Annotated in this window: 18 protein-coding genes; 14 read left to right on the top strand and 4 right to left on the bottom strand. The window is 58.7% G+C overall.

Going from position 1 to position 21,100, the window contains the following annotated elements; genetic code table 11:
* Window positions 1–36: 36 nt before the first annotated feature.
* The 7 genes from AC2FJB_RS19170 (at window position 37) to mdoH (ending at window position 9,524) form a co-directional block, all read left to right on the top strand.
* Window positions 37–495, top strand: coding sequence for a DUF302 domain-containing protein (locus AC2FJB_RS19170; protein ID WP_496720118.1), 459 nt, complete (start codon window positions 37–39; stop codon window positions 493–495).
* A 78-nt stretch (window positions 496–573) separates the two neighbouring features.
* Complete coding sequence (locus tag AC2FJB_RS19165; RefSeq protein ID WP_496720120.1) at window positions 574–2,193, top strand: thiamine pyrophosphate-binding protein; 1,620 nt, start codon at window positions 574–576, stop codon at window positions 2,191–2,193.
* Window positions 2,180–3,364, top strand: a complete 1,185-nt coding sequence (locus tag AC2FJB_RS19160) for a CaiB/BaiF CoA transferase family protein (protein WP_117869520.1) — start codon at window positions 2,180–2,182, stop codon at window positions 3,362–3,364. The genes AC2FJB_RS19165 and AC2FJB_RS19160 overlap by 14 nt, the downstream gene beginning before the upstream one ends.
* Before the next feature lie 179 nt (window positions 3,365–3,543).
* Entirely contained in the window at window positions 3,544–4,914 is a 1,371-nt protein-coding gene (locus tag AC2FJB_RS19155) for a tetratricopeptide repeat protein (RefSeq protein WP_496720122.1), read from the top strand.
* Window positions 4,915–4,942: 28 nt separating this feature from the next.
* Complete coding sequence (locus AC2FJB_RS19150) at window positions 4,943–6,160, top strand: OpgC family protein (protein ID WP_496720124.1); 1,218 nt, start codon at window positions 4,943–4,945, stop codon at window positions 6,158–6,160.
* The gene (locus AC2FJB_RS19145) at window positions 6,157–7,656 is read left to right on the top strand and encodes an OpgD/OpgG family glucan biosynthesis protein (protein WP_496720125.1); all 1,500 of its coding nucleotides are present in this window, start codon (window positions 6,157–6,159) and stop codon (window positions 7,654–7,656) included. Before AC2FJB_RS19150 ends, AC2FJB_RS19145 begins: the two co-directional genes overlap by 4 nt.
* Complete coding sequence (mdoH, locus tag AC2FJB_RS19140; RefSeq protein WP_496720173.1) at window positions 7,653–9,524, top strand: glucans biosynthesis glucosyltransferase MdoH; 1,872 nt, start codon at window positions 7,653–7,655, stop codon at window positions 9,522–9,524. Before AC2FJB_RS19145 ends, mdoH begins: the two co-directional genes overlap by 4 nt.
* On the opposite strand, the gene AC2FJB_RS19135 is transcribed toward mdoH, so the two are convergent.
* Window positions 9,525–10,349 carry a CE1 family esterase gene (locus tag AC2FJB_RS19135; RefSeq protein WP_299901568.1) on the bottom strand — a complete coding sequence of 275 codons (825 nt, stop codon included), beginning with the start codon at window positions 10,347–10,349 and terminating at the stop codon, window positions 9,525–9,527.
* Window positions 10,346–10,786, bottom strand: coding sequence for a rhodanese-like domain-containing protein (locus tag AC2FJB_RS19130; protein ID WP_496720175.1), 441 nt, complete (start codon window positions 10,784–10,786; stop codon window positions 10,346–10,348). The genes AC2FJB_RS19135 and AC2FJB_RS19130 overlap by 4 nt, the downstream gene beginning before the upstream one ends.
* A gap of 257 nt (window positions 10,787–11,043) precedes the next feature.
* Between AC2FJB_RS19130 and AC2FJB_RS19125 the strand changes: the two genes are divergently transcribed.
* Genes AC2FJB_RS19125 through selD form a run of 7 tightly spaced genes read left to right on the top strand, consistent with a single transcriptional unit; the run spans window position 11,044 to window position 19,136 of the window.
* On the top strand, window positions 11,044–13,914 hold the full coding sequence (locus tag AC2FJB_RS19125) for a monovalent cation/H+ antiporter subunit A (protein ID WP_496720127.1): 2,871 nt from the start codon (window positions 11,044–11,046) through the stop codon (window positions 13,912–13,914).
* A complete protein-coding gene (locus AC2FJB_RS19120) occupies window positions 13,914–14,273 on the top strand; it encodes a Na+/H+ antiporter subunit C (RefSeq protein WP_117869526.1) in 360 nt (119 codons plus the stop codon). Before AC2FJB_RS19125 ends, AC2FJB_RS19120 begins: the two co-directional genes overlap by 1 nt.
* A complete protein-coding gene (locus AC2FJB_RS19115) occupies window positions 14,270–15,814 on the top strand; it encodes a monovalent cation/H+ antiporter subunit D (RefSeq protein ID WP_496720129.1) in 1,545 nt (514 codons plus the stop codon). Before AC2FJB_RS19120 ends, AC2FJB_RS19115 begins: the two co-directional genes overlap by 4 nt.
* On the top strand, window positions 15,814–16,311 hold the full coding sequence (locus AC2FJB_RS19110; RefSeq protein WP_117869528.1) for a Na+/H+ antiporter subunit E: 498 nt from the start codon (window positions 15,814–15,816) through the stop codon (window positions 16,309–16,311). Before AC2FJB_RS19115 ends, AC2FJB_RS19110 begins: the two co-directional genes overlap by 1 nt.
* Window positions 16,308–16,577: a K+/H+ antiporter subunit F gene (locus AC2FJB_RS19105; protein WP_117869529.1), complete on the top strand. Its 270-nt coding sequence runs from the start codon at window positions 16,308–16,310 to the stop codon at window positions 16,575–16,577. Before AC2FJB_RS19110 ends, AC2FJB_RS19105 begins: the two co-directional genes overlap by 4 nt.
* 7 nt (window positions 16,578–16,584) lie before the next feature.
* Window positions 16,585–16,971, top strand: coding sequence for a Na+/H+ antiporter subunit G (locus tag AC2FJB_RS19100; RefSeq protein WP_117869530.1), 387 nt, complete (start codon window positions 16,585–16,587; stop codon window positions 16,969–16,971).
* Between the two features lie 5 nt (window positions 16,972–16,976).
* The gene (gene selD, locus AC2FJB_RS19095) at window positions 16,977–19,136 is read left to right on the top strand and encodes a selenide, water dikinase SelD (protein ID WP_496720131.1); all 2,160 of its coding nucleotides are present in this window, start codon (window positions 16,977–16,979) and stop codon (window positions 19,134–19,136) included.
* Here selD and mnmH read toward each other — a convergent pair.
* Both mnmH and AC2FJB_RS19085 read right to left on the bottom strand, forming a co-directional pair.
* Window positions 19,127–20,179 (bottom strand): tRNA 2-selenouridine(34) synthase MnmH, encoded by a 1,053-nt coding sequence (mnmH, locus tag AC2FJB_RS19090; RefSeq protein ID WP_496720133.1) that lies wholly within the window; start codon window positions 20,177–20,179, stop codon window positions 19,127–19,129. The two genes, selD and mnmH, sit on opposite strands and share 10 nt — an antisense overlap.
* Before the next feature lie 47 nt (window positions 20,180–20,226).
* Complete coding sequence (locus AC2FJB_RS19085) at window positions 20,227–20,892, bottom strand: SOS response-associated peptidase (protein ID WP_496720135.1); 666 nt, start codon at window positions 20,890–20,892, stop codon at window positions 20,227–20,229.
* Between the last annotated feature and the right edge of the window lie 208 nt (window positions 20,893–21,100).

Raw genomic sequence — 21,100 nt, 5'->3', positions numbered from 1 at the left:
GCACACAGGTCAAAGCAAGATACCGGAGACGCGTTGATGAAAGCCTTCATTCCCCTGCTCTGCCTGATCGCTTTACCCCTTTGGGCTCAAGACACGCTCGAGGGCTGGGCCGTATACCCATCCCCAAAGCCGTACGCCGTGCTGGTTGACGCAACCAAAGCCGCGATCAAGGAAAACGGACTGATCGTTGTGACTCAGGCGGGCCCGACCAAAGCGGCGGCAGCACGTGGGATTACCCTTCCGGGAAACCGCGTGATCGGGGCCTTCAACAATGACTACGCCGTGCGGGTTCTGGAGACCTCGGTCCACGCGATGATCGAGGCTCCGATCCGGTTTTACGTAACCGAGAACGAAGACGGGACGGCGACCCTGTCTTACAAGACCGCCAGCTTTGTCTTTGCGCCTTACACCCCGGAAGGTGGGCAAGACCTGCTGAATATTGCCACAGAACTTGACACAAAGTTTCAATGGATCGCTGAAAGCGCAGTCAAATAGTCACACTGCCGTGAACCGCCTTGCGTCCAGAGGCGTCCTCCGCAATCTGCTTCGAAACAGTTTCTCGGAGCATGACTGATGCAGGACCCCTCGCCCCGCGCTGCGGATCTTCTGGCCCAACGTCTTTATGAAGCGGGCTGTCGTCACGCCTTTGGGATGCCGGGGGGCGAGGTCCTGACGCTGGTCGACGCACTGGAAAAGGCTGGGATCACCTTTCATCTGACCAAGCACGAAAACTCTGCCGGGTTCATGGCAGAAGCCGTGCATCATCGCGACGGTGCACCTGCGATTCTGGTGGCCACTCTGGGTCCGGGTGCAATGAACGGGATCAATGTGGTGGCGAACGCTTTGCAGGATCGTGTGCCGATGGTCGTTCTGACCGGATGTGTCGACGCGGACGAAGCGTTGACCTATACCCATCAGGTCATGGATCACAGCCGGGTTTATCGCTCGATCACCAAGGGCACTTATACACTGACAGCCAAGGGCGCGGATGTCATTGCCGACAAGGCGGTGTCATTGGCCATGCAGCCACGACCGGGCCCGGTTCATATCGACGTTCCGATTTCAGTGGCCGACACGCCTGTAACCGGCGTGAAACGCCGCCGGCTGGCCAAAGTCGCGCCGGTCAGCCCCGGCGGTGAATGCCTTGAGAAGGCCCGCCGCTGGGTGGCCGAGGCCGAACGCCCCATTGCCATTATCGGCTTGGATGTCCTCTATGACGACTCGCGCAGTGTGGTACAGGCGTTCCTGGAACATTTTGATATTCCTTTCGTGACGACCTACAAGGCCAAAGGTGTCGTGCCCGAGGATCACCCGCTGTGTCTCGGCGGCGCAGGACTATCGCCGCTGGCTGACAAACATCTCGTGCCTCTGATCGAACAATCGGACTTGGTATTGTGTTTGGGATATGACCCGATCGAAATGCGCACCGGTTGGCGTGAGATCTGGGATCCGGAAGAAAAACGCGTCATCGATATCTCTGCGGTGGTCAACGACCACTACATGCATCAGGCTGGATTGAACCTTGTCGCCGACACGGGCGAGACATTGGAGGCAATTGCCAAAGGCAACCCGGCCCGTGAAACATGGCCGGGCAACGAGCCCGCGCAGGTTAAAGCCTCGCTGGCAAAGGCCTTCCCCACCGATGAAAGCTGGGGGCCCGCTGCCGTAATTTCCGAAACACGTTCTGTCCTGCCGCCTGAAACACTGGCCACCGCCGACAGTGGCGCTCACCGCATTCTGTTGAGCCAGATGTGGGCGTGCAACGAAGAACGCGGGTTGATCCAATCCTCGGCGCTCTGCACTATGGGCTGCGCTGTTCCGATGGCCATTGGCCTGAAGCTGGCAGAGCCCGACCGCCCGGTGATCAGCTTCTCGGGCGATGCCGGGTTCCTAATGGTTGCAGGAGAATTGTCGACCGCTGCTGAAATGGGCTGCAACCCGATTTTTCTGGTTTTCGTCGATGCCAGCCTTGCCCTGATCGAGTTGAAACAACGCCAGCGACAGATGCGTAGCACGGGCGTCGATTTCGGCCATCATAACTTTGCCGCCATGGGCCGGGCCTTTGGCGGCAATGGCCATACGGTTCATAACAGGACAGAGTTGCGCACCGCACTGGAAGCTGCTGTAAAGGCTGAGACATTTACAGTGATTGCCGCTGAAGTTGAGCGTGGAGGCTATGATGGCCGCATCTGAAGGCCCATTGAAGGGTGTCAAGGTTCTGGACCTTAGCCGGATCCTGGCAGGCCCCACCTGCACGCAACTGCTGGGCGATCTGGGCGCAAGCGTCATCAAGATCGAAAACCCGGCAACCGGGGGCGATGACACGCGGCAATGGGGCCCGCCATACGTGAGCGATGCCGAGGGCAACCGCTCGGATCTGAGCGCCTATTTCATGTCGGCCAACCGCAACAAGAAATCCGTCGCGCTGGATATCTCCTCGACCGAGGGTCAGGCGGAAATCAGACGGTTGGCGTCACACGCGGACATCCTGATCGAGAACTTCAAACCGGGCGGCTTGGCCAGGTATGGGCTGGACTACGCCACCCTGTCGCAAGAGTTTCCAAGCCTCGTGTACTGTTCAATCTCGGGCTACGGTCAAACTGGGCCGAATGCCAGCAAGCCCGGCTACGACTTGATGGCGCAGGGCTATGGCGGGATCATGTCGCTGACCGGCGATCCCGAGGGCGCCCCCATGAAAGTGGGCGTTGGCATCGCCGACGTGATGTGCGGGATGTATGCGACTGTTGGTATCCTGGCCGCACTGCGCCACCGCGACTTGACCGGCGAGGGCCAACAGATCGATCTGGCGCTGGTAGATTCTCAGATTGCCTGGCTGATCAATGAAGGCGTCAACTATCTGACGTCAGGAAATGTTCCGCAAAGACGCGGCAACGGGCACCCGAATATCGTCCCTTATGACGTTTACGAAACCGCCGATGGGCACGTGATTCTCGCGGTTGGAAATGACGGCCAGTTCAGAAAGCTCTGCGGCTTCATCAATGCTCCTGAACTGGCAGACGATCTGAGATTCGCGACCAACCCGGCCCGATTGGAGCATCGTGACGCACTGAATTCCATCCTTCGTCCTGCGGTGCAGGCGCTGGACACCCAGACCGTTATTTCCGGCCTGGAAGCTGTCAAAGTGCCCGTCGGCCCGGTGCAGACGCTGGATCAGGTGTTCAACACGGAACAAGTGGCTGCAAGACAAATGCAGATTGCCATGCAGGCCCATCCGGGTCAGGTCAACCTGATAGGGAATCCTCTGAACCTGTCTCGCACGCCTGTAACATATCGAAATGCTCCACCGGTCTGTGGAGCCGATACCGAGGCCGTTCTGAGCGCTGAAAACCCGTTCGAGGATTGAAATACTTGCACATTTAGGCGGCAAGTTGCTGAAACATGCCCTTGAATCGGCGGTTTTTTTCGTCTTTTACGCACACGTCATTTCACCAATTCGAGAGCAGGGTCGATACTGTTACGCCGCTCTCGCACACTCTGTTACATCGAACAGTGTCAAATATCGCAATCAGATTGGACCCAAGCATGAAACAAGACGTTTTCGGACAGATGAACACCCTGACCCAGCCGGCGGCCGTCGAAGCGTGGAATGGTGTTCAGCTTGGGTTCATGGCTCATGCCGCTGTCACGCCTCAGCATTTGGGCAAAGTGCTTGAACTTGAGCCCGACTTCGCGCTGGGTCATGCGATCAAAGGTCTGTTCATGGCGCTGCTTGGACGGCGAGAGATGATGGCGGTTGCCGTCGAAGCGCTGGCTGCCGCCAATGCGGCGATGGAACGTCAGCCCGTAACTGAGCGCGAACGTCTGTATGTGGAGTCGCTGGCCCTGTATCTGGCCGGCCAACAGGCGCAGGCGGTTCAGACATTCGAAACAATCCTGCGTGACCATCCGCAGGACACTCTGGCGATGAAACTAAGCCACGCAACCCGCTTCGTTCTGGGTGATGCGGGCGGAATGCGCCGCTCGATCGAGCGGGTGATGCCCGCTTATGAACCGGATCATCCGGGGCGCGGTTATCTGCTGGGCTGTCATTCCTTCGCACTGGAGGAAACCGGCGCTTACGAGAAGGCCGAGATCTCAGGCCGGCAGGCGCTGTGGATGGTGTCCGACGACGCCTGGGGCCTTCACGCGGTGGCCCACGTTCATGAGATGACAGGCAACGCGCAGCTTGGCCTTGACTGGCTGGCCGGGCGTGAGGCCGCCTGGTCCCACTGCAACAATTTCCGTTACCACGTCTGGTGGCACAAGGCACTGATGCATCTGGATCTGGGTCAGGTTGATCATGTGATGGAGCTGTATGACGCCCATATTCGCAAGGACAAAACCGACGATTACCGGGACATCTCGAACGCAACTTCACTTCTGACTCGGCTTGAGCTCGAAGGCGTAGATGTTGGGAACCGCTGGGAAGAACTGGCTGATCTGAGTGCAGCGCGGACTGAAGACGGCTGCCTGATCTTCGCAGATCTACACTATTTGCTGGCGCTGACCGGTGATAACCGCGCCGACGCCACGGCCAAGATGCTGAGCCGCATGAACAAGGATGCAGCGCGCGCCAATGACGACATGACCCGCCGAATGGCGGATCCCGGTGTTGCCGCTGCCATGGGCCTCGAGGCCTTTGGTGACGGTCATTACGCCACGGCCTTTGATCACCTTTTGACGGCACGCGGTTCCATGCAACTGGCCGGTGGCAGCCACGCTCAACGCGATGTATTTGAACGCATTACCATCGATTCCGGTGTTCGGGCCGGGCGCCTCGATGCAGTCGAGCGCATTCTGGATGATCGCCGGGCCAAGCGCGCCGGAGGTGAAGACAATTATGCCATCGCGCGCCGCGCCCTGATCGACGCAGCCCGTGACAGTGGCGACGCACAAAGCGTCCCCGCCGAATAACAAGAAGACCAAGAAGGACAGAAAACGTATGGCGACCATATCGCCCGCTTCTGATTTTGCACCCGCTGCGGCCCCCGCCGCAGCCTCTGCCAGCACGCGCGATCCGCGGCTGGATTTCTACCGTGGCATTGCGATGTTTATCATCCTGATTGCACATATCCCCAATGATCCCTGGGCCAAATGGATTCCCGCGCGGTTTGGCTATTCCGATGCAACCGAGATCTTTGTGTTCTGTTCGGGTATGGCCTCGGCCATCGCCTTTGGAGGTGCATTTCTGCGCAAAGGCTGGTGGATGGGAACCGCACGTGTCGCGTACCGCATTTGGCAGGTTTATTGGGCGCATATTGCCTTGTTCTTCTTTGTTGCCATGACGATGGCCGCGCTGGATCAGACTGGCACGTTCGAGAAAACCTATGTCTCGTCGCTGAACCTACAGCATTTTTTCAATGACCCCGCGCCGCAGATGGTCGGGATTTTTACTCTGACCTATGTTCCGAACTACTTCGATATCCTGCCGATGTATCTGGTCGTACTGGCGCTGATGCCGCTCTACATGGCGCTCTACCGCGTCAGTTTCTGGCTGATGGCGGCAGTTTGCGTGGCCATCTGGTTCATCGCACAAACCGGCGCGCTGGCCCTTCCCGCTGAACCCTGGTCCACGCGCCAGTGGTTCTTCAACCCTTTTGGCTGGCAATTGCTGTTCTTCACCGGCTTTGCGTTCATGCGCGGTTGGATCCCGGCCCCGCCCGTGTCAAAGTCTTTGATCTGGGTGGCAATTGCCTTTGTCGTCCTGTCGGCTCCGTTCGGGTCTTGGAAAGTCTTCACCTGGATCAATACGGCTGCGCCCGAGCTAGGCGCAGTGATCCGCAAGGGCTGGCCCCTGACCGAAGAGCTGCGCGGTAAAACCGAGTTCGGCCTTCTGCGATATGTCCACTTTCTGTCGCTGGCCTATCTGGGATGGGTTGCAGCGGGCGAGCACGGCCACCGTCTGATCGCAACAGGTCATGGTTTGGGCGCACGTATCTGGCAATTTCTGCTCGCCGTTATCACCAAGGTCGGCCAGCAATCCCTTGCCGTCTTTGTGTTTTCCATGGCCGCGGCCCGGCTGATCGGCGTCGCGCTGGATCAGGCTGGGCGGGATGTCGCCACTGTCTTTGTCGCCAACATGATAGGGTTTGCGATGATCATCGGCGTTGCCTATCTGGCAGCTTGGTTCAAGTCACAACCCTGGAAGTCGAAGAAATGAAATTCACACGCCGCGAATTCCTCGTCTCGACGACTGCTTTGGCCTTTGCCCCGACCGCGTACGCGACGGGCGGTGAGACGCCTTTTGACCGTGATTACGTAATTGAAATGGCCCGCGATCTGGCCAGCCGCCCCTATGTGGAACGCGAGATGGTACCACAGGAATGGCAGGACCTGACCTATCAGCAATACCGCTCCATCCGGTTCCGGCTTGACCGGGCGCTGTGGTACGAAACCGAGACGCCATTCAATGTCGATTTCTTCACCCCCGGCCTGTATTTCCCCCGCACCGTAAAGGTGGAGACGGTCGAGAACGGCATGACCAAGCCAGTCGCCTTCGATCTGGAAATGTTCGACAAGTCCGAAGACGTGCCGCAACTGCCAATCGATGAAACGCTGGGCTTCTCCGGCCTGCGCCTGCGCACTGAAATGCACCGCCCCGGTAAAACAGATGAATTCTGCGTCTGGCAGGGGGCCAGCTATTTCCGCGCCATCGGTCTGCACGAGGTATACGGACTGTCCGCGCGGGGTCTGGCGTTGAAAACCGGCGATCCGGATGGTGAGGAATTCCCCGAATTCATCCGTTTCTGGCTGGAGCGTCCCGAACCGGGCCAACGCAACATGGTCGTGCATGCATTGTTGGACAGCCCCAGCGTGACCGGAGCCTATCGTTTCAACGTCACGGCGGGCGCGGATTGCATCATGGATGTCGAGGCAACGCTGTTCCCGCGCGAAGAACTGCCCCATGTGGGCATCGCTCCGGGAACTTCGATGTTCCTGTTCGACCAGACCAACCACAGCCGGTTCGACGATTTCCGCCCTGCTGTACACGACAGTGACGGCCTGCTGATCCGCAATGGCGCGGGCGAGGTTTTGTGGCGTCCGTTGGCCAACCCGACCCGTCTGCAGGTTTCATCCTTCGTCGATACAAACCCACGCGGGTTTGGTCTAATACAGCGCAAACGAGAGTTTTCGGACTACGCCGATCTCGAGGCAAATTACCACAAGCGCCCGGGCCTGTGGGTCGAGCCCCAGGAAGACTGGGGCAAAGGCTCGGTGACGCTGGTTGAGATCCCGGCAGATCAGGAAATCTATGACAACATCGTCGCCTATTGGCGTCCGGCTGAGCCCTTTGCGGCCGGCAGTCAGGTCGAGCTGTCCTATCGCTTGATCTGGGGGGAAGAACCCCAACGCACACCGATGCCACGCGTAATCAACACCGCGATGGGCGAGAACACCTTTGGCGAAGGCCGGCTGGCTGTCATCGACTTTGAAGACAGCGAAATGTTCGCGGATATCGACGCGGTAACGGTTTTCGTGGATTCCCCCCATGCGGAAACCTCGGACGGGGTATTGCAACGCAACCCGGATACCGGTGGCCTGCGTCTGGCGTTCTCATTCCAGCCCGGCGAGCGTAACCATGTGGAACTGCGGGCGCAGTTGCTGAAAGACAAACAGCCTGCCTCAGAGGTCTGGCTATATCGATGGACCACATGAACCGCGATCTGCATATCATGCCGCCCGAAGCCCCTCTGGCGATGCCTGCGCAGAACTTTGGCGCACGTTTCCGGGATGCGGACGCACCTTCCGGTCAGAACAGGTCATCTACCGGATTCTGGCGCGCGCTTGCCTTTTCGCCTGCAATGGCCGCCACTCTGGCCTTGCTATGGGTCATGAGCGATTGGTTCGGTGCGGCGGGCATTAACGTGATTGAAGGCATCCTTTTGACTTTGATCTCGTTCAACTTCTTCTGGATTTCCTTTACCGTCTGCACCGTTTTGCTGGGCATGGTGTCGCTGGCAAAACAGGAACGTCCCAAGCGCCGGACCGCAGCGCAACCCCTGCGGGTGGCGCTGCTGACCCCGGTCTACAACGAGGTCCCCTGGAACGTACTGGGCAATGCCCGCACCATGTTGGAAGATCTTCAGGCGCGCGGCGGGCAGCACCACTATGCCATGTTCATCCTGTCGGACACGCGCGACCCGGAGATTGCGGCACAGGAACAGGCCAGCGTCGAGGCACTGCGCACCACGCTGGCACCCGGGCTTGAGCTGTACTATCGCCGCCGCGAACAGAATACCGATCGCAAAGTGGGCAACATTGCCGACTGGGTCAGCCGCTGGGGCGCGGATTGGGATGCCATGCTGGTGCTGGATGCCGACAGCCTGATGACCGGGCGCGCGATCCATCGCCTGACCGATGCACTGGCATGCGATCCGGGTGCGGGCTTGATTCAAAGCTATCCGCAACTGATCGGCGCGCAGTCTGTCTTTGCCCGGATGCAGCAATTTGCGAACGGCGTCTACGGCATTGCCTTTGCCGAAGGTCTGGCCCGCTGGTGCGGGCAGGAAGGCAACTATTGGGGCCACAACGCGATTATCCGCACCAAGGCTTTTGCCGCAAGCGCCGGATTGCCCAAGCTGCGTTCGTTCAGCGGTCAGGACAAGCTGATCATGAGCCACGATTTCGTCGAGGCTGGCCTGCTGCGCCGCGCCGGATGGGCCGTGCGATTTCTGCCGCGCATTCGCGGGTCATTTGAAGAAACACCGCCCACCCTCATCGATCACGCCATGCGGGACCGCCGCTGGTGTCAGGGCAACCTGCAACACCTGAAACTGTTGGGTTCTTCCGGATTCCGTGCCGTGTCGCGGTTCCACATGTTCCATGGCGCAGTCGGCTATCTGATGTCGCCATTGTGGTTCGCCCTGTTGTTGATGTGGGCGCTGATCGGTCAGGGTCAGGATGCCTCTGTCCTGCATTATTTCAGCCCCGACAATCCTCTGTTCCCGCAATGGCCCGAGATGTCGGAAACCCGTCACGCGCTGATCATTCTGGTCATGTACGCGATGCTGTTGGCCCCCAAGGTTCTGGGCGTTCTGGCCCTGCCGCTAAGCGGGGTACGCTACGCGGATTTCGGTGGCGGGCGCAAATTCCTCGGCTCTTTCCTGGCGGAGGTTCTATTGTCGATCCTTTACGCTCCGATCCTGATGGTGCAACAGATGATCGCTGTTTTCCGTACGGCTTTTGGCATTCAGCGCGGTTGGTCGCCTCAGGCCCGCGACGGTGGCACCTATGGTCTGCGAACGCTGATCCTGTGCCATGCACTTGAAACCGTCAGTGGAGTAGCGCTGAGCGTCGGTATCCTGTCCGGTCTGGTGTCGATCTGGCTGGCCCCGATTGCCATCAGCCTGACTCTGGCTATCCCATTATCTGCGCTCAGCGGTGTCTCGGCAGGTGCCGCGCGCAAAATGGTCGGAATGCGGGAGGACTTCAGCGAACCCGCCATCACCCGGTCAGCGCGCCGCTATCGCGATGAACTGAAGCGACTGGTCGAAGGCAAAGGCAACATGACCCCGGCCGAGTGATCAACTGCCGGGAAGCCCTTCATACCAATCGACCATCATGTCGGCCCAGCCCGCGGGAACGGTATGCCCTCCGGGAAACAAAGCAAATTCCAGCGCGCTGCCTTCGGCACAGGTGGTCCAGCGTCGGCGCATGAAATCACCTGTCGTACTGAACCCGGTTGGTTTGTGATCTATACATCTGTTGGCATCACGCCAGATTTCCAGGCCCGCGTAGATATCCCCCTGCTGATAGCGCCCTCCGCCCAGCAGGCGCCCTTCCAGCGGCACCACATTGTCTGTCCAGCCATGCGTATGGAACATGCGGATCGGTCCATTGCAGGTTTCAGGATGCGGACGCCAGAAACCACCGGAAACCGGAACATAGGCCGAGAACGTATCCGGGGCCTCGCAAGCCAGATAGTTGACCATGAAAGCGCCAGCGGAAAACCCGCCCAGCAAGACACGGTCGGCGTCGATACCAAACCGCTTTGCCGCGTCTTGCACCAATTCGGTCAGAAAAGCGGTTTCGTCCCGATCCCCAAAGCCTGGATAGAAATTCCAGCTTTTGGTTCCGCCCCGGTCGGGCCGTTCCAGCCCCTCAGGGGCCATCACCGCGTAACCGCGTTTCAACAGCGGTTCGACCATCCCGCGATTGCGCATCGTACCCGACCCGCTGCCGCCATACCCATGCAGGAAAACCACCATGGGCGCATTGTCGGCATCGGGCAGTTCGATGTGATAGGCACCCATGGGCGTCTCACATGTATCCTCTTGCCCGGCACACCCCGCCAAAGCGGCTTGCCCGGTCACTGTAACGGCTAAAGCCAGGCTGAATTCCCGGATCATCCTGCATCCTCATCAAATTTTTGAACCGGTAATCCGGCCCGAACCCATCCCGGCCCTGCGGCCGAACCCAGCATGCCCTCGGGCACGTCGACGATATTGGTAAACCCAGCCTCGATCAGGCGGTTGCTCAGGCGTGCTGAACGCACACCGCGCGCGCAGATCAGCGCCACTGGCGCTGCCTGATTGCCGCCGGTCAATTCCGTCAGTGCATTGACGAAATCTTCGCGCCGCATATCCAGCGGCACAGCACCCTCGCCAATTCCGGATGCCCGCCATTCGCGCGGGGTGCGGATATCTACCAGCAGAATGCGCCCGTCTACTGCCTGTTCATGGGCAACGGCTACGCTTATCCGGCCGCCGCCGTGGTCTTCGGGGATCAAACGGTATTCCCTGATCGCAAACCCACCTGCGATCGCAGCACAAACGCCGATCAACATCCATCTTCGGATTCGGTTCACTTTCTCGGCCAAGATTCAGCCTCCTGTTCGCTGAGATTTGTTCTATCACAGGTGGGGTGAATCGGGGGCGTTGAAAAACCCCGACCCACATCAAGATCGTGTCATTTTTTCGCAACGTGGCAGAATACCTGACCGAACCATTAGGACTCTGTAAAAAAGTTACAATATCTGGACAGTCGGCAAAATATCTTTACAAAATTGGCTTCACACTGACCGCCCAGATCGGAGTATCGCACTTGTCCCTATTCCTTATCGCGGCCCTTCCCTTCCTTGGCGCTGTTTTTCCCGCCCTGCTGATCCGTGCAGGCCGGAACGCAGCCGCTTCCTCCGCCGGTTTGACCACGTTCCTGGCCCTGATGGGCTTGCTGATCCATATCCCCGCAGTGATGCGCGGAGAAGTCGTAACCGCCCGGTTCGACTGGATACCGGGGCTGGGTCTGAACGCGAATTTCATGCTGGACGGCTTGGGATTTTTGTTCGCGTTGCTGATCCTGGGCATAGGATTGCTGATCATCCTCTATGCAAGGTTCTATCTGTCGCGCGAAGATCCGATGGGGCAGTTCTATACCTATCTTCTGCTGTTTCAGGGCGCGATGGTCGGGATCGTCCTTTCAGACAACGTCCTACTTCTGCTTATTTTTTGGGAACTTACATCGCTCAGCTCATTCCTGCTGATCGGTTATTGGAAACACCTGCCCGAAGGCCGCCAAGGTGCGCGTATGGCACTGGCGGTCACTGGCTCTGGCGGCCTGGCGATGATTGCCGGGATGCTGATCCTTGGCAACATCGTGGGATCTTATGACCTCAGCGTCATTTTACAGAACAAAGAGCTTATTCAGGCCTCACCCTTCTATTTGCCTGCGCTTGTCCTGATCCTGCTGGGCTGTTTCACCAAATCGGCACAGTTTCCGTTTCATTTCTGGCTGCCGCACGCCATGGCAGCACCGACACCGGTTTCGGCATATCTGCACTCTGCCACCATGGTGAAAGCCGGCTTGTTTCTGATGGCACGGATGTGGCCGGTTCTGGCTGGCACGGATGCTTGGTTCTATATCGTGGCCACCACGGGTCTGGTCACCATGCTGATCGGCGCGTCAATCGCGTTGTTCAAGGACGATCTCAAAGCGCTTTTGGCTTTTTCGACCGTTTCGCATCTGGGTTTGATCACCATGCTTCTGGGTTTCGGCACAAAAATTGCTGCCGTCGCTGCCGTGTTCCACATCATCAACCACGCGACGTTCAAAGCCGCCTTGTTCATGACCGCCGGGATCGTGGATCACGAGACCGGCACACGCGATATCAAAAGGCTGGGCGGCTTGCGCCACCTGATGCCGATCACCTTCACCATCGGCACGATTGCCGCCCTCTCAATGGCCGGGCTGCCGCCCTTGAACGGGTTCCTGTCCAAAGAGATGATGCTTGAGGAGACCGTGCACACCACATGGCTGCACTCTCACTACCTGGTTCCGGGCCTGGCGTTGCTGGCTGCGTTGTTCTCTGCCGCCTATTCCTTCCGCTTTGTGAGTCATGTTTTCCTTGGTCCAGAGCGGGAAGATTATCCGGCCCATCCGCATGACCCGCCCGTTGGGTTGTGGATCGCACCGGCATTCCTGGTCATGCTTGTCATCCTGATTGGTCTTTATTCCGCTGCCATTGTCGGACCTCTGGTTGCAGTGGTGTCAAGCGCGGTGATTGGCGGTGAAAAGCTGCCCTACTATTCACTGAAACTCTGGCATGGCTTCACACCGGCCCTATACATGTCGGTTGTGGCCACGCTAGGCGGCCTGTTCCTGCTGGCGCTGCACAAACGGGGTGAGCAGATCTGGAACGCACTGCCCCGCCCCGAGGCCAAGCAGATCTTCGAAGCAATCATAGACGGGCTGACAAGACTGAGCCGCTGGATCACCGATGAGATGCACAACGGCATTCTCAGCCGCTATGCAATCATCTTTGTCGCCTTTACCGTTGGCCTCGGCTATTACGCGTATTCGACCGGGACAATTGGTATTGAGACCCGCGTTCCACTGCCGGCACAGATCATTCCGATCATCGGGTGGATCTGTCTGGTTGGCGCGACGCTGGGCATCATGTGGTTCCACCGCAACCGCCTGTTGTCGCTGGTATTGATCGGAGTCGTTGGCCTGATCGTTTCGATTGCCTTCAACTATCTCTCGGCCCCGGATCTCGCCTTGACGCAAATCTCGGTCGAAGTGGTGACAATGATCCTTTTGTTGCTGTCGCTGAACTTCCTGCCGACCGAAACGCCCTGGGACAGTTCAGCGGCCCGACGCTGGCGGGACGCCGCGATATCCGTCGTCGCGGGCCTTGGCACCGGTGCGCTGATCTACGCGATGATGATGCGCGATTTCGCTTTCCCGACGATTTCAGAGTTCCATCTGGCCAATTCCTACAAAGGCGGCGGCGGCACCAATGTGGTCAATGTGATCCTTGTTGACTTCCGGGGTTTTGATACCTTTGGCGAGATCATCGTTCTGGGCATCGCCGCACTGATCATCTTTGCGCTGACGGAATCCGTTCTCGGTACAAATGTCCGCAGCTATCTGCTGAACCGCAAACCGCATTGGCCGCAATCCGGGGACTCGCATCCGCTGATGATGGTTGTGGTTACCCGCGTGATGATGCCGATCGCACTTATGGTCGGGGCGTACATCTTCTTCCGCGGGCACAACCAGCCCGGTGGCGGTTTTATCGCCGGGCTTATCGTCGCCATCGCTTACCTGATGCAGTACATGGCCAGCGGCTATACCTGGGCCATCGAGCGGCAGAGATTCTATTACCACGGCACCATCGGCTGGGGCGTTTTGATCGCCGCAGCAACCGGACTGGGTGCATGGTTCAACGATCGTCCTTTCCTGACCAGTGATTTCGGCTATCTTCACTGGCCACCGCTGGAGGAGTTCGAATGGGCCACCGCCATGCTGTTCGATACAGGTGTTTTCCTGGCGGTTCTGGGCGCGGTGATGCTGGCGCTGGACAGCTTGTCGCGACTTGCGTGGCAACCGGGAATGGCACAGGAATTCCCGATGGATATCAACCCACTGCGGGATGATCTTCTGGAAGAAGAACAAAAGAAGGAGCAGGCCTGATGGAAGCGCTCGTAGCCTCTGCCGTCGGCATCATGACTGCCGCCGGGATTTTCCTGATCCTGCGCCGTCGGACGTTCCCTGTCATTCTGGGCCTGTCTCTGATCACATACGCGGTGAACGTGTTTCTATTCGCGACCGGGCGACTTGCTTTGAACGCACCGGCAGTCCTGAACAAGTACAAGGACGTCCCCTATACCGACCCACTGCCGCAGGCGCTGGTTCTGACCGCTATCGTGATTTCTTTCGGGATGACTGCCGTGATCGTGATGATCTCACTCAGCGCATACCTGTCCGCCAAAGACGACCATATCGACATGACCGCCCAGGACAGTGTTGACGCACCGGGAGATGACGCATGAACCACTGGATCGTTGCGCCGATCGTCCTGCCCGCGATTCTGGCCCCGTTCATCATCATGGTCCTGCGATACCATCTGGACCTGCAGCGCATCTTCTCGGTCGCCGGTGTTGTTGCTTTGCTTGGGATTGCGCTGACAATCACGGCTCAGGCCTCGGGCGGGGACATTCAGGTGTACGAGCTTGGCGACTGGCCCGCCCCGTTTGGCATTGTCATGGTGCTGGATCGCATGTCCGCAATGATGGTTCTGCTGACTGCCCTGCTGGCCCTGCCGATTGTGTTATATGCCATTGCCTCGGGCTGGGATGACCGGGGCAAGCATTTTCATGCGCTGTTCCATTTCCAACTCATGGGAGTTTGTGGCGCCTTCCTGACTGGCGACGCCTTCAACCTTTTCGTTTTCTTCGAGGTTCTGCTGATCGCCTCTTACGGCCTGATGACACATGGCGGTGGCGCGGTGCGGTTGAAAGCGGGTGTGCAGTATGTGGCTTACAACCTTTTGGGGTCGACCCTGTTTCTGTTTGCCCTCGGTACGATCTATGGCGTGACCGGTACGCTGAACATGGCGGACATCGCCGTGCGCGTTGCGGAAATTCCGGCCGAAGATACCGCATTGCTGCGCGTTGGCGCGGTGCTGTTGCTGTTGGTCTTCTGTATCAAGGCTGCCGTTCTGCCCCTGCACTTCTGGCTACCGGCCAGCTATGCCAACGCCCCCCTGCCCGTTGCGGCCCTGTTTGCAATCATGACCAAGGTCGGGGCCTATTCGATCCTGCGGATGTACACGCTGGCCTTCGGTCCCGAAGTAGAAGCCACGCAGGGTCTGGTTGGCGAGTGGCTGCAACCTGCGGCGCTGCTAACGCTTGCGGTCGGCGTTGTCGGCATTCTGGGGTCGCAGCATATTGCCCGCATGGTTGCCTTCTGTGCCATTGCATCCATGGGCACCTTGCTGATCGCGATTGCGCAATTCACGCCCGACGCAACGGCAGCCGCCCTTTATTACGTCTTCCATTCGACCCTTGCGACGGCGTTGCTGTTCCTCGTTACGGACCTGATCATGGAACGACAGGGAGGGACCATCGCCCCCAAACCGCCAATACCACAAAGCGGGTTGATAGCCGCGTTGTTCTTTGTTGGCGCCATCGCCATGGCCGGGATGCCGCCACTGTCCGGCTTTGTAGGCAAACTTTTGGTTCTGGACGCTTCGCGTGATGCATCCGATGCCACCGCAGTGTGGGCAGTGATCCTGATCGGATCATTTGTCACCATCGTCGGGCTGGCCCGCGCCGGGTCGCTGATCTTCTGGAAAAGCCACGACGCTGAAGTTGTCGCAACCGAAGAAACCGTCGAAGGCGAAGAGGCGTCTGCCCCCACCGCCCCCGAACCGCAACCCGGCCTTGCCTTTACGGCCGTGTTCGGGGCCGTGGCAGGTCTGATCCTGCTGACCCTGTTCGCAGGTCCGGCTCTGGAGTACACGAGCAAAACCGCAGAGCAGTTGTTTGCGCCTGAAAACTACATCTCTGCCGTCTTGGGAAGGGAAGAGTGATGAAACTGCTGCGCCGGATTTTCCCGCACCCCCACCTGACTATTTTGCTGACGCTGGTCTGGGTACTGCTGGCGAACAAGCCTTCGCTGAACTCTCTGGTCTTTGGCCTAATTCTCGGGATCATCATTCCATTCGTCACTCAACCCTACTGGCCGGATCGTCCCAAACTTCGCAACTGGCCAATGATTGTGGAATACATGCTGGTGGTGCTTTGGGATATCGTGGTTGCGAACGTGACAGTGGCCCGGATCATCCTGTTCAAACGCAATGATAACCGCCAGCCCAACTGGATCTGCGTCCCGCTTGAACTGCGCACACCCGAAGCGATCACGGTTCTTGCGGGCACCATCACGATGACTCCGGGCACCGTCAGTTGTGATTTGTCAGCTCAGGGGCATAATCTGCTGGTGCACTGTCTTGATGCCCCCGACCCCGAGGCCGTGCGGGACCAGATCAAACAGCGCTATGAACGTCGCCTGAAGGAGATTTTCGAATGATCGACTACGCGATTTATTTTGCATTTGCCTGTTTCGGTGCGGCGATCATGATGTGTCTGTGGCGTATCATCTCCGCTGACGGGGTCGGTACTCGGGTTCTGGCCTTGGACACTATGGTGATCAACACCATCGCCCTGATGATCCTATATGGGCTGGATCAGGGGACAGAGATCTTCTTCGAAGCCGCCATGATCATTGCCATGCTCGGTTTTGTTTCCACCGTGGCCTATGCGCGCTTCATGTTGCGCGGCAACATTATCGAATGAGGGCGGGATGACATTCATCGTGGAACTGCTGATCGCCTTTTTCCTGATCGTCTCGGGTATCTTCGGCTTTGTCGGGTCTTTTGGCATGATCAAGCTGAAAGACCCGATGTCCCGCCTGCACGCGCCGACCAAGGCAACGACCTTGGGGGTGGGCGGCGTGCTTCTGGCCTCGATCGTGCATTCTGTTCTTCTGGAAGGAAAGCTGTCCCTGCACGAGCTGCTGATCACTCTGTTCTTGTTCCTGACCGCTCCGATCACGGCCCTGTTCATTGCAAAATGGCACATACACCGTCATGAAAACCCAGAAGACCTGCCGGATGCCGGCGAGGATGAGCTTTGGGCCACCCACGCCGTCGAGCAGGTCGAGGACGTCCCGGACCATAGCGCGAATTGAAACCTATGCACATTCCTCCTCTGCCCCTGACCCGCGATCTGGTTCTTGTTGGCGGAGGTCACACCCACGCGCTGCTGCTGCGCAAATGGGGGATGAACCCTTTGCCCGGGGCGCGGGTGACAGTGATCAACCCCGGCCCAACGGCCCCTTATTCCGGAATGTTGCCAGGATATATCGCCGGACACTATGACCGGTGGGAGCTGGACATCGATCTGGTCAAACTGGCGCGTTTTGCAGGCGCGCGGGTCATTCTGGGCTCGGTCGACGGACTCGATACCGATCGTCAGGAAATACATGTTCCCGGGCATCCTCCGGTTGGTTTCGACGTGGCGTCGGTCAATGTTGGCATTTCGTCGGACATGCCCGCAATGCCCGGCTTTTCGGAACATGCGGTACCGGCCAAACCACTGGGGCCATTCGCGGCAAAGTGGGCTGCTTATCTGGAAGGCAGCGGCGCTGCCTCGGTCGCCGTAATCGGCGGTGGAGTCGCCGGGGTTGAACTGGTCATGGCGATGGCTCACGCGCTAAAGGCCAAAAGTCGGACAGCACAGGTTACACTGATCGACAATGCCTTTGCCCTGACGGCCACCAAACCCAAAGCGGCAGCGACGATCCGGCAAGCCATGCAGGATCTTGGTGTGGAAGTGATCGAAAACGCAGCCATCAGCCGGATCGCTTCGGATCACGTCGCATTGCAAGATGGGCGCACAATTCCCGCCAATTTCGTGACAGGTGCGGCCGGAGCCCGCCCGTATGACTGGATCGAAAAGACCAGGCTGGACCTTGAGGATGGCTTCATCCGGGTGAACAGCTACCTCCAATCCAGCGATCCAGTGGTTTTTGCCGCCGGTGATTGCGCCCATCTGGTGGACAATCCCAGACCCAAGGCCGGGGTTTATGCAGTGCGCGAAGCACCGATTCTGTTCGACAATCTGCGCGCGGCGCTGGGGGCTGGACGGATGCGCAAATATGTCCCGCAGAAGGACTACCTGAAACTGATTTCACTAGGCGACAAATCGGCGTTGGGTGAGCGGTTGGGAGCATCCTTCAGCGGAGCGATGATGTGGACATGGAAGAACCACATCGACCAGACCTTCATGAACAAGTTCCGGGAACTGCCGCAGATGAGGCCCCCTGCGCTGCCTCGCGAAAGTGCGGCCGGACTTGTTGAGGCGTTGGGTGAAAAACCGATGTGTGGCGGATGCGGTGCCAAGGTCGGGCGGGGTGCATTGCACATTGCGCTGAAATCGCAGCCCGCCCCCATTCGCCCGGACATCACCCCCTTGCCCGGCGATGACGCAGCTCTGCTTCAGATGGGCGGAGTTCAGCAGGTCATGACGTCCGATCACCTGCGGGCTTTCACCAAAGATCCTGCGCTTATGACCCGTATCACGGCTGTTCACGCCTTAGGCGATATTTGGGCCATGGGGGCCACGCCTCAGGCAGCCACGGCAACCATCATCTTGCCACGCATGTCTTCTGCCCTGCAAAGCCGTACCATGTCGGAAATCATGTCAATCGCAGGAGCCGTCATGCGGGACGCCAGTGCCGAGATTGTAGGCGGGCACAGCTCCATGGGTGACGAGATGACGATTGGCTTCACACTGACCGGGTTGTGCGAAACCGCCCCGATCACACTGGCGGGCGGGCAACCGGGCGATTGTCTGATCCTGACCAAACCCATAGGAAGCGGTGTTCTTATGGCGGCCGAGATGGCCGGCCAGGCCAACGGTGCCTGGGTCGCCGCAGCCTACCAGCACATGGTGCAGCCGCAGGGCAAGGCGACCCGCATATTGGCCGGGGCCCATGCGATGACCGACGTGACCGGGTTTGGTCTGGCCGGACACCTGCAAGGCATCTGCGACGCTTCCGGATGCGGGGCCATGATGGATCTGGGTGCTGTGGACGTGATGGAAGGCGCGCAGGAGCTGACGGACCAGGGTGTTCGGTCAACCCTATTTGCAGACAACCGGGCAATAGCACCTGACCTGCCCACCGAGGGCAAAGCCGCCTTGATGTTCGACCCGCAGACAGCAGGCGGCCTGCTGGCCGCGGTCGCGGCGAAGGATGCCGATACCGTCCTGGAAGACCTCAAGAACGATGGGTATCCAGCCATGGCAATCGGCGAACTCACCGAAGCGCCGGGGCTGCGTCTTCAAAGCTGATCCAGCAGGCTTTCGATCCGGGTCGCTGCCTCGCTCAGGCCGGCGTCGTTCAGAACAGCGATCTCAATATCGGCCAGTTCCGCAACAGAACGGGACCGCCGCGACTTTGCGTATGCCGGGTCATAATGCTGCTCCATCAGGGCCTGAGTAAGCACCTGTTTTTGACCTGCATTGATCAGCTGCATCCAACCATCAACAACCTCGTGCCCACGATGAGACCGCAGCGGCGACAGCCGTTCTCGCAACCGGTCGCTGTCTGACAGGATGTCATCATAGGCTTGAACCAGATAGGCGGCACGCGCTTCGAGTGGCGCCGTGATGTTCACCCTCGGGGCTGCACATAAAGCGTTCCACAGGCTGGGTGGCAATATCAGGCTTCCAATCCTGGAAGATTCCGCTTCGACCACAACCGGGTGCGCCGAGTCCATCGAACAAAGCGCTCCCGACAAAGCTGATTCAAAGGCTTTCTGGCTGGGCTGCCCGCCCGGTCTTTCCCCCAATAATGATCCTCGATGATTGGCCAGTGCTTCGAGGTCCAGAACCTGCACTCCACGTGCGCGCAACAGGGTCAACAATTCTGTCTTGGCCGTTCCGGTATAGCCATCCAGCGCCACCAGCCGATGCGGCAACGGATCATCATACAAATACGCATTCACCAACCTGCGGTAGGTGCGATAGCCGCCCTCAATCACTTCCGCCCGCCAGCCGATTTGTTGCAGCATCCAGGTGAACGACCCGGAACGCTGTCCGCCACGCCAGCAATAGACCAAGGGGCGCCAGCTGCCTTCGTGATGGCTTAGATGCCGCTCAATGTGGTTGGCCGCGTTGCGGAACACCAAAGCAGCTCCAAGTTTACGCGCCAGAAACGGGCTCTCCTGTACATACATGGTTCCGACACGGGCGCGTTCCTCGTTATTCAGAACCGGCAGATTGATCGCACCTGGCAGATGATCCTCAGCGAACTCGGCAGGGCTGCGCACATCAATGACTGTGTCATAGTCATGCGCGTAAAGCTGTGTCAGATCAGGAAAGTTCAGAGCCATGCCGAAGGTCTAGCTTGCCGCGTTTCCAAAGGAAAGGTCATGCGCCCTCACGCGTCGAAAGGCTCAATAAGATCAGGCCCGCTGGCCCGGTTCGAGTTGACGGCCGGACCGACGCGATGAAAAGCCAGCAGATCCCTTTCCCCCGGCTGCATCAGACGTGCGGCCCCCTTTCCAGCTTCACCCAGCCATAATGGCCAGTGTGGGGGCTCAAGGATCAGGGGCATCCGATGGTGGATCGTGCTGAGGTTTTCGTTGGCCGCCGTTGTCACGATGGCACAGGTGCCCTGACGGTTTTCATCCACCCCCCAGTCCTGCCAGATCCCTGCAAAGGCAATCGGGGCGCCATCCCTGCGATGGATATACCAAGGCAAGCGCGTTCCCTCGTCCGTTTTGGTCCACTCGTAAAACCCTGTTGCGACAATCAGACAGCGGCGTGATCGGCAGGCATCGCGAAAGGCGGGCTTTTCCGCCAAAGTCTCGGCACGTGCGTTGATCAGCAACGGCCCGGCAGTTTCCGTCTTGTACCAATGTGGCAGAAACCCCCAGCGCAGCGCATCCAGATGACGGCCTGATTCACCGCCCCGCACCACATGCACCTGATTTGTCGGACACACGTTGAAGTTCGGGACGGTTGGCAACGCATTAGCCGGACGCGCGGAAAACAGCTGCGCCATCGCGTCATTGGGAAGAGTTATTGCAAACCGTCCGCACATGGTAATGCACCACCGTTACAATCCTGGTTCTGACACAGGATCTTACTGGGTCGCATGGAAAACCAGAAAACGCGATCCCACAAGAGCAAAGCGGTGGCCTTTTGGGAGGCTGGCAAGCGTCCACAGGCACTGAAAAGACCCCGCGGAAACTCAAAAATTCCCGAAGGCCTCGGATTATCAAATCTTTTCCGGCTTCGTTTTGACCGAG

Source organism: Ruegeria sp. CDSC085, from assembly GCF_059610465.1.
This window is presented reverse-complemented; position numbering and strand designations above follow the sequence as displayed.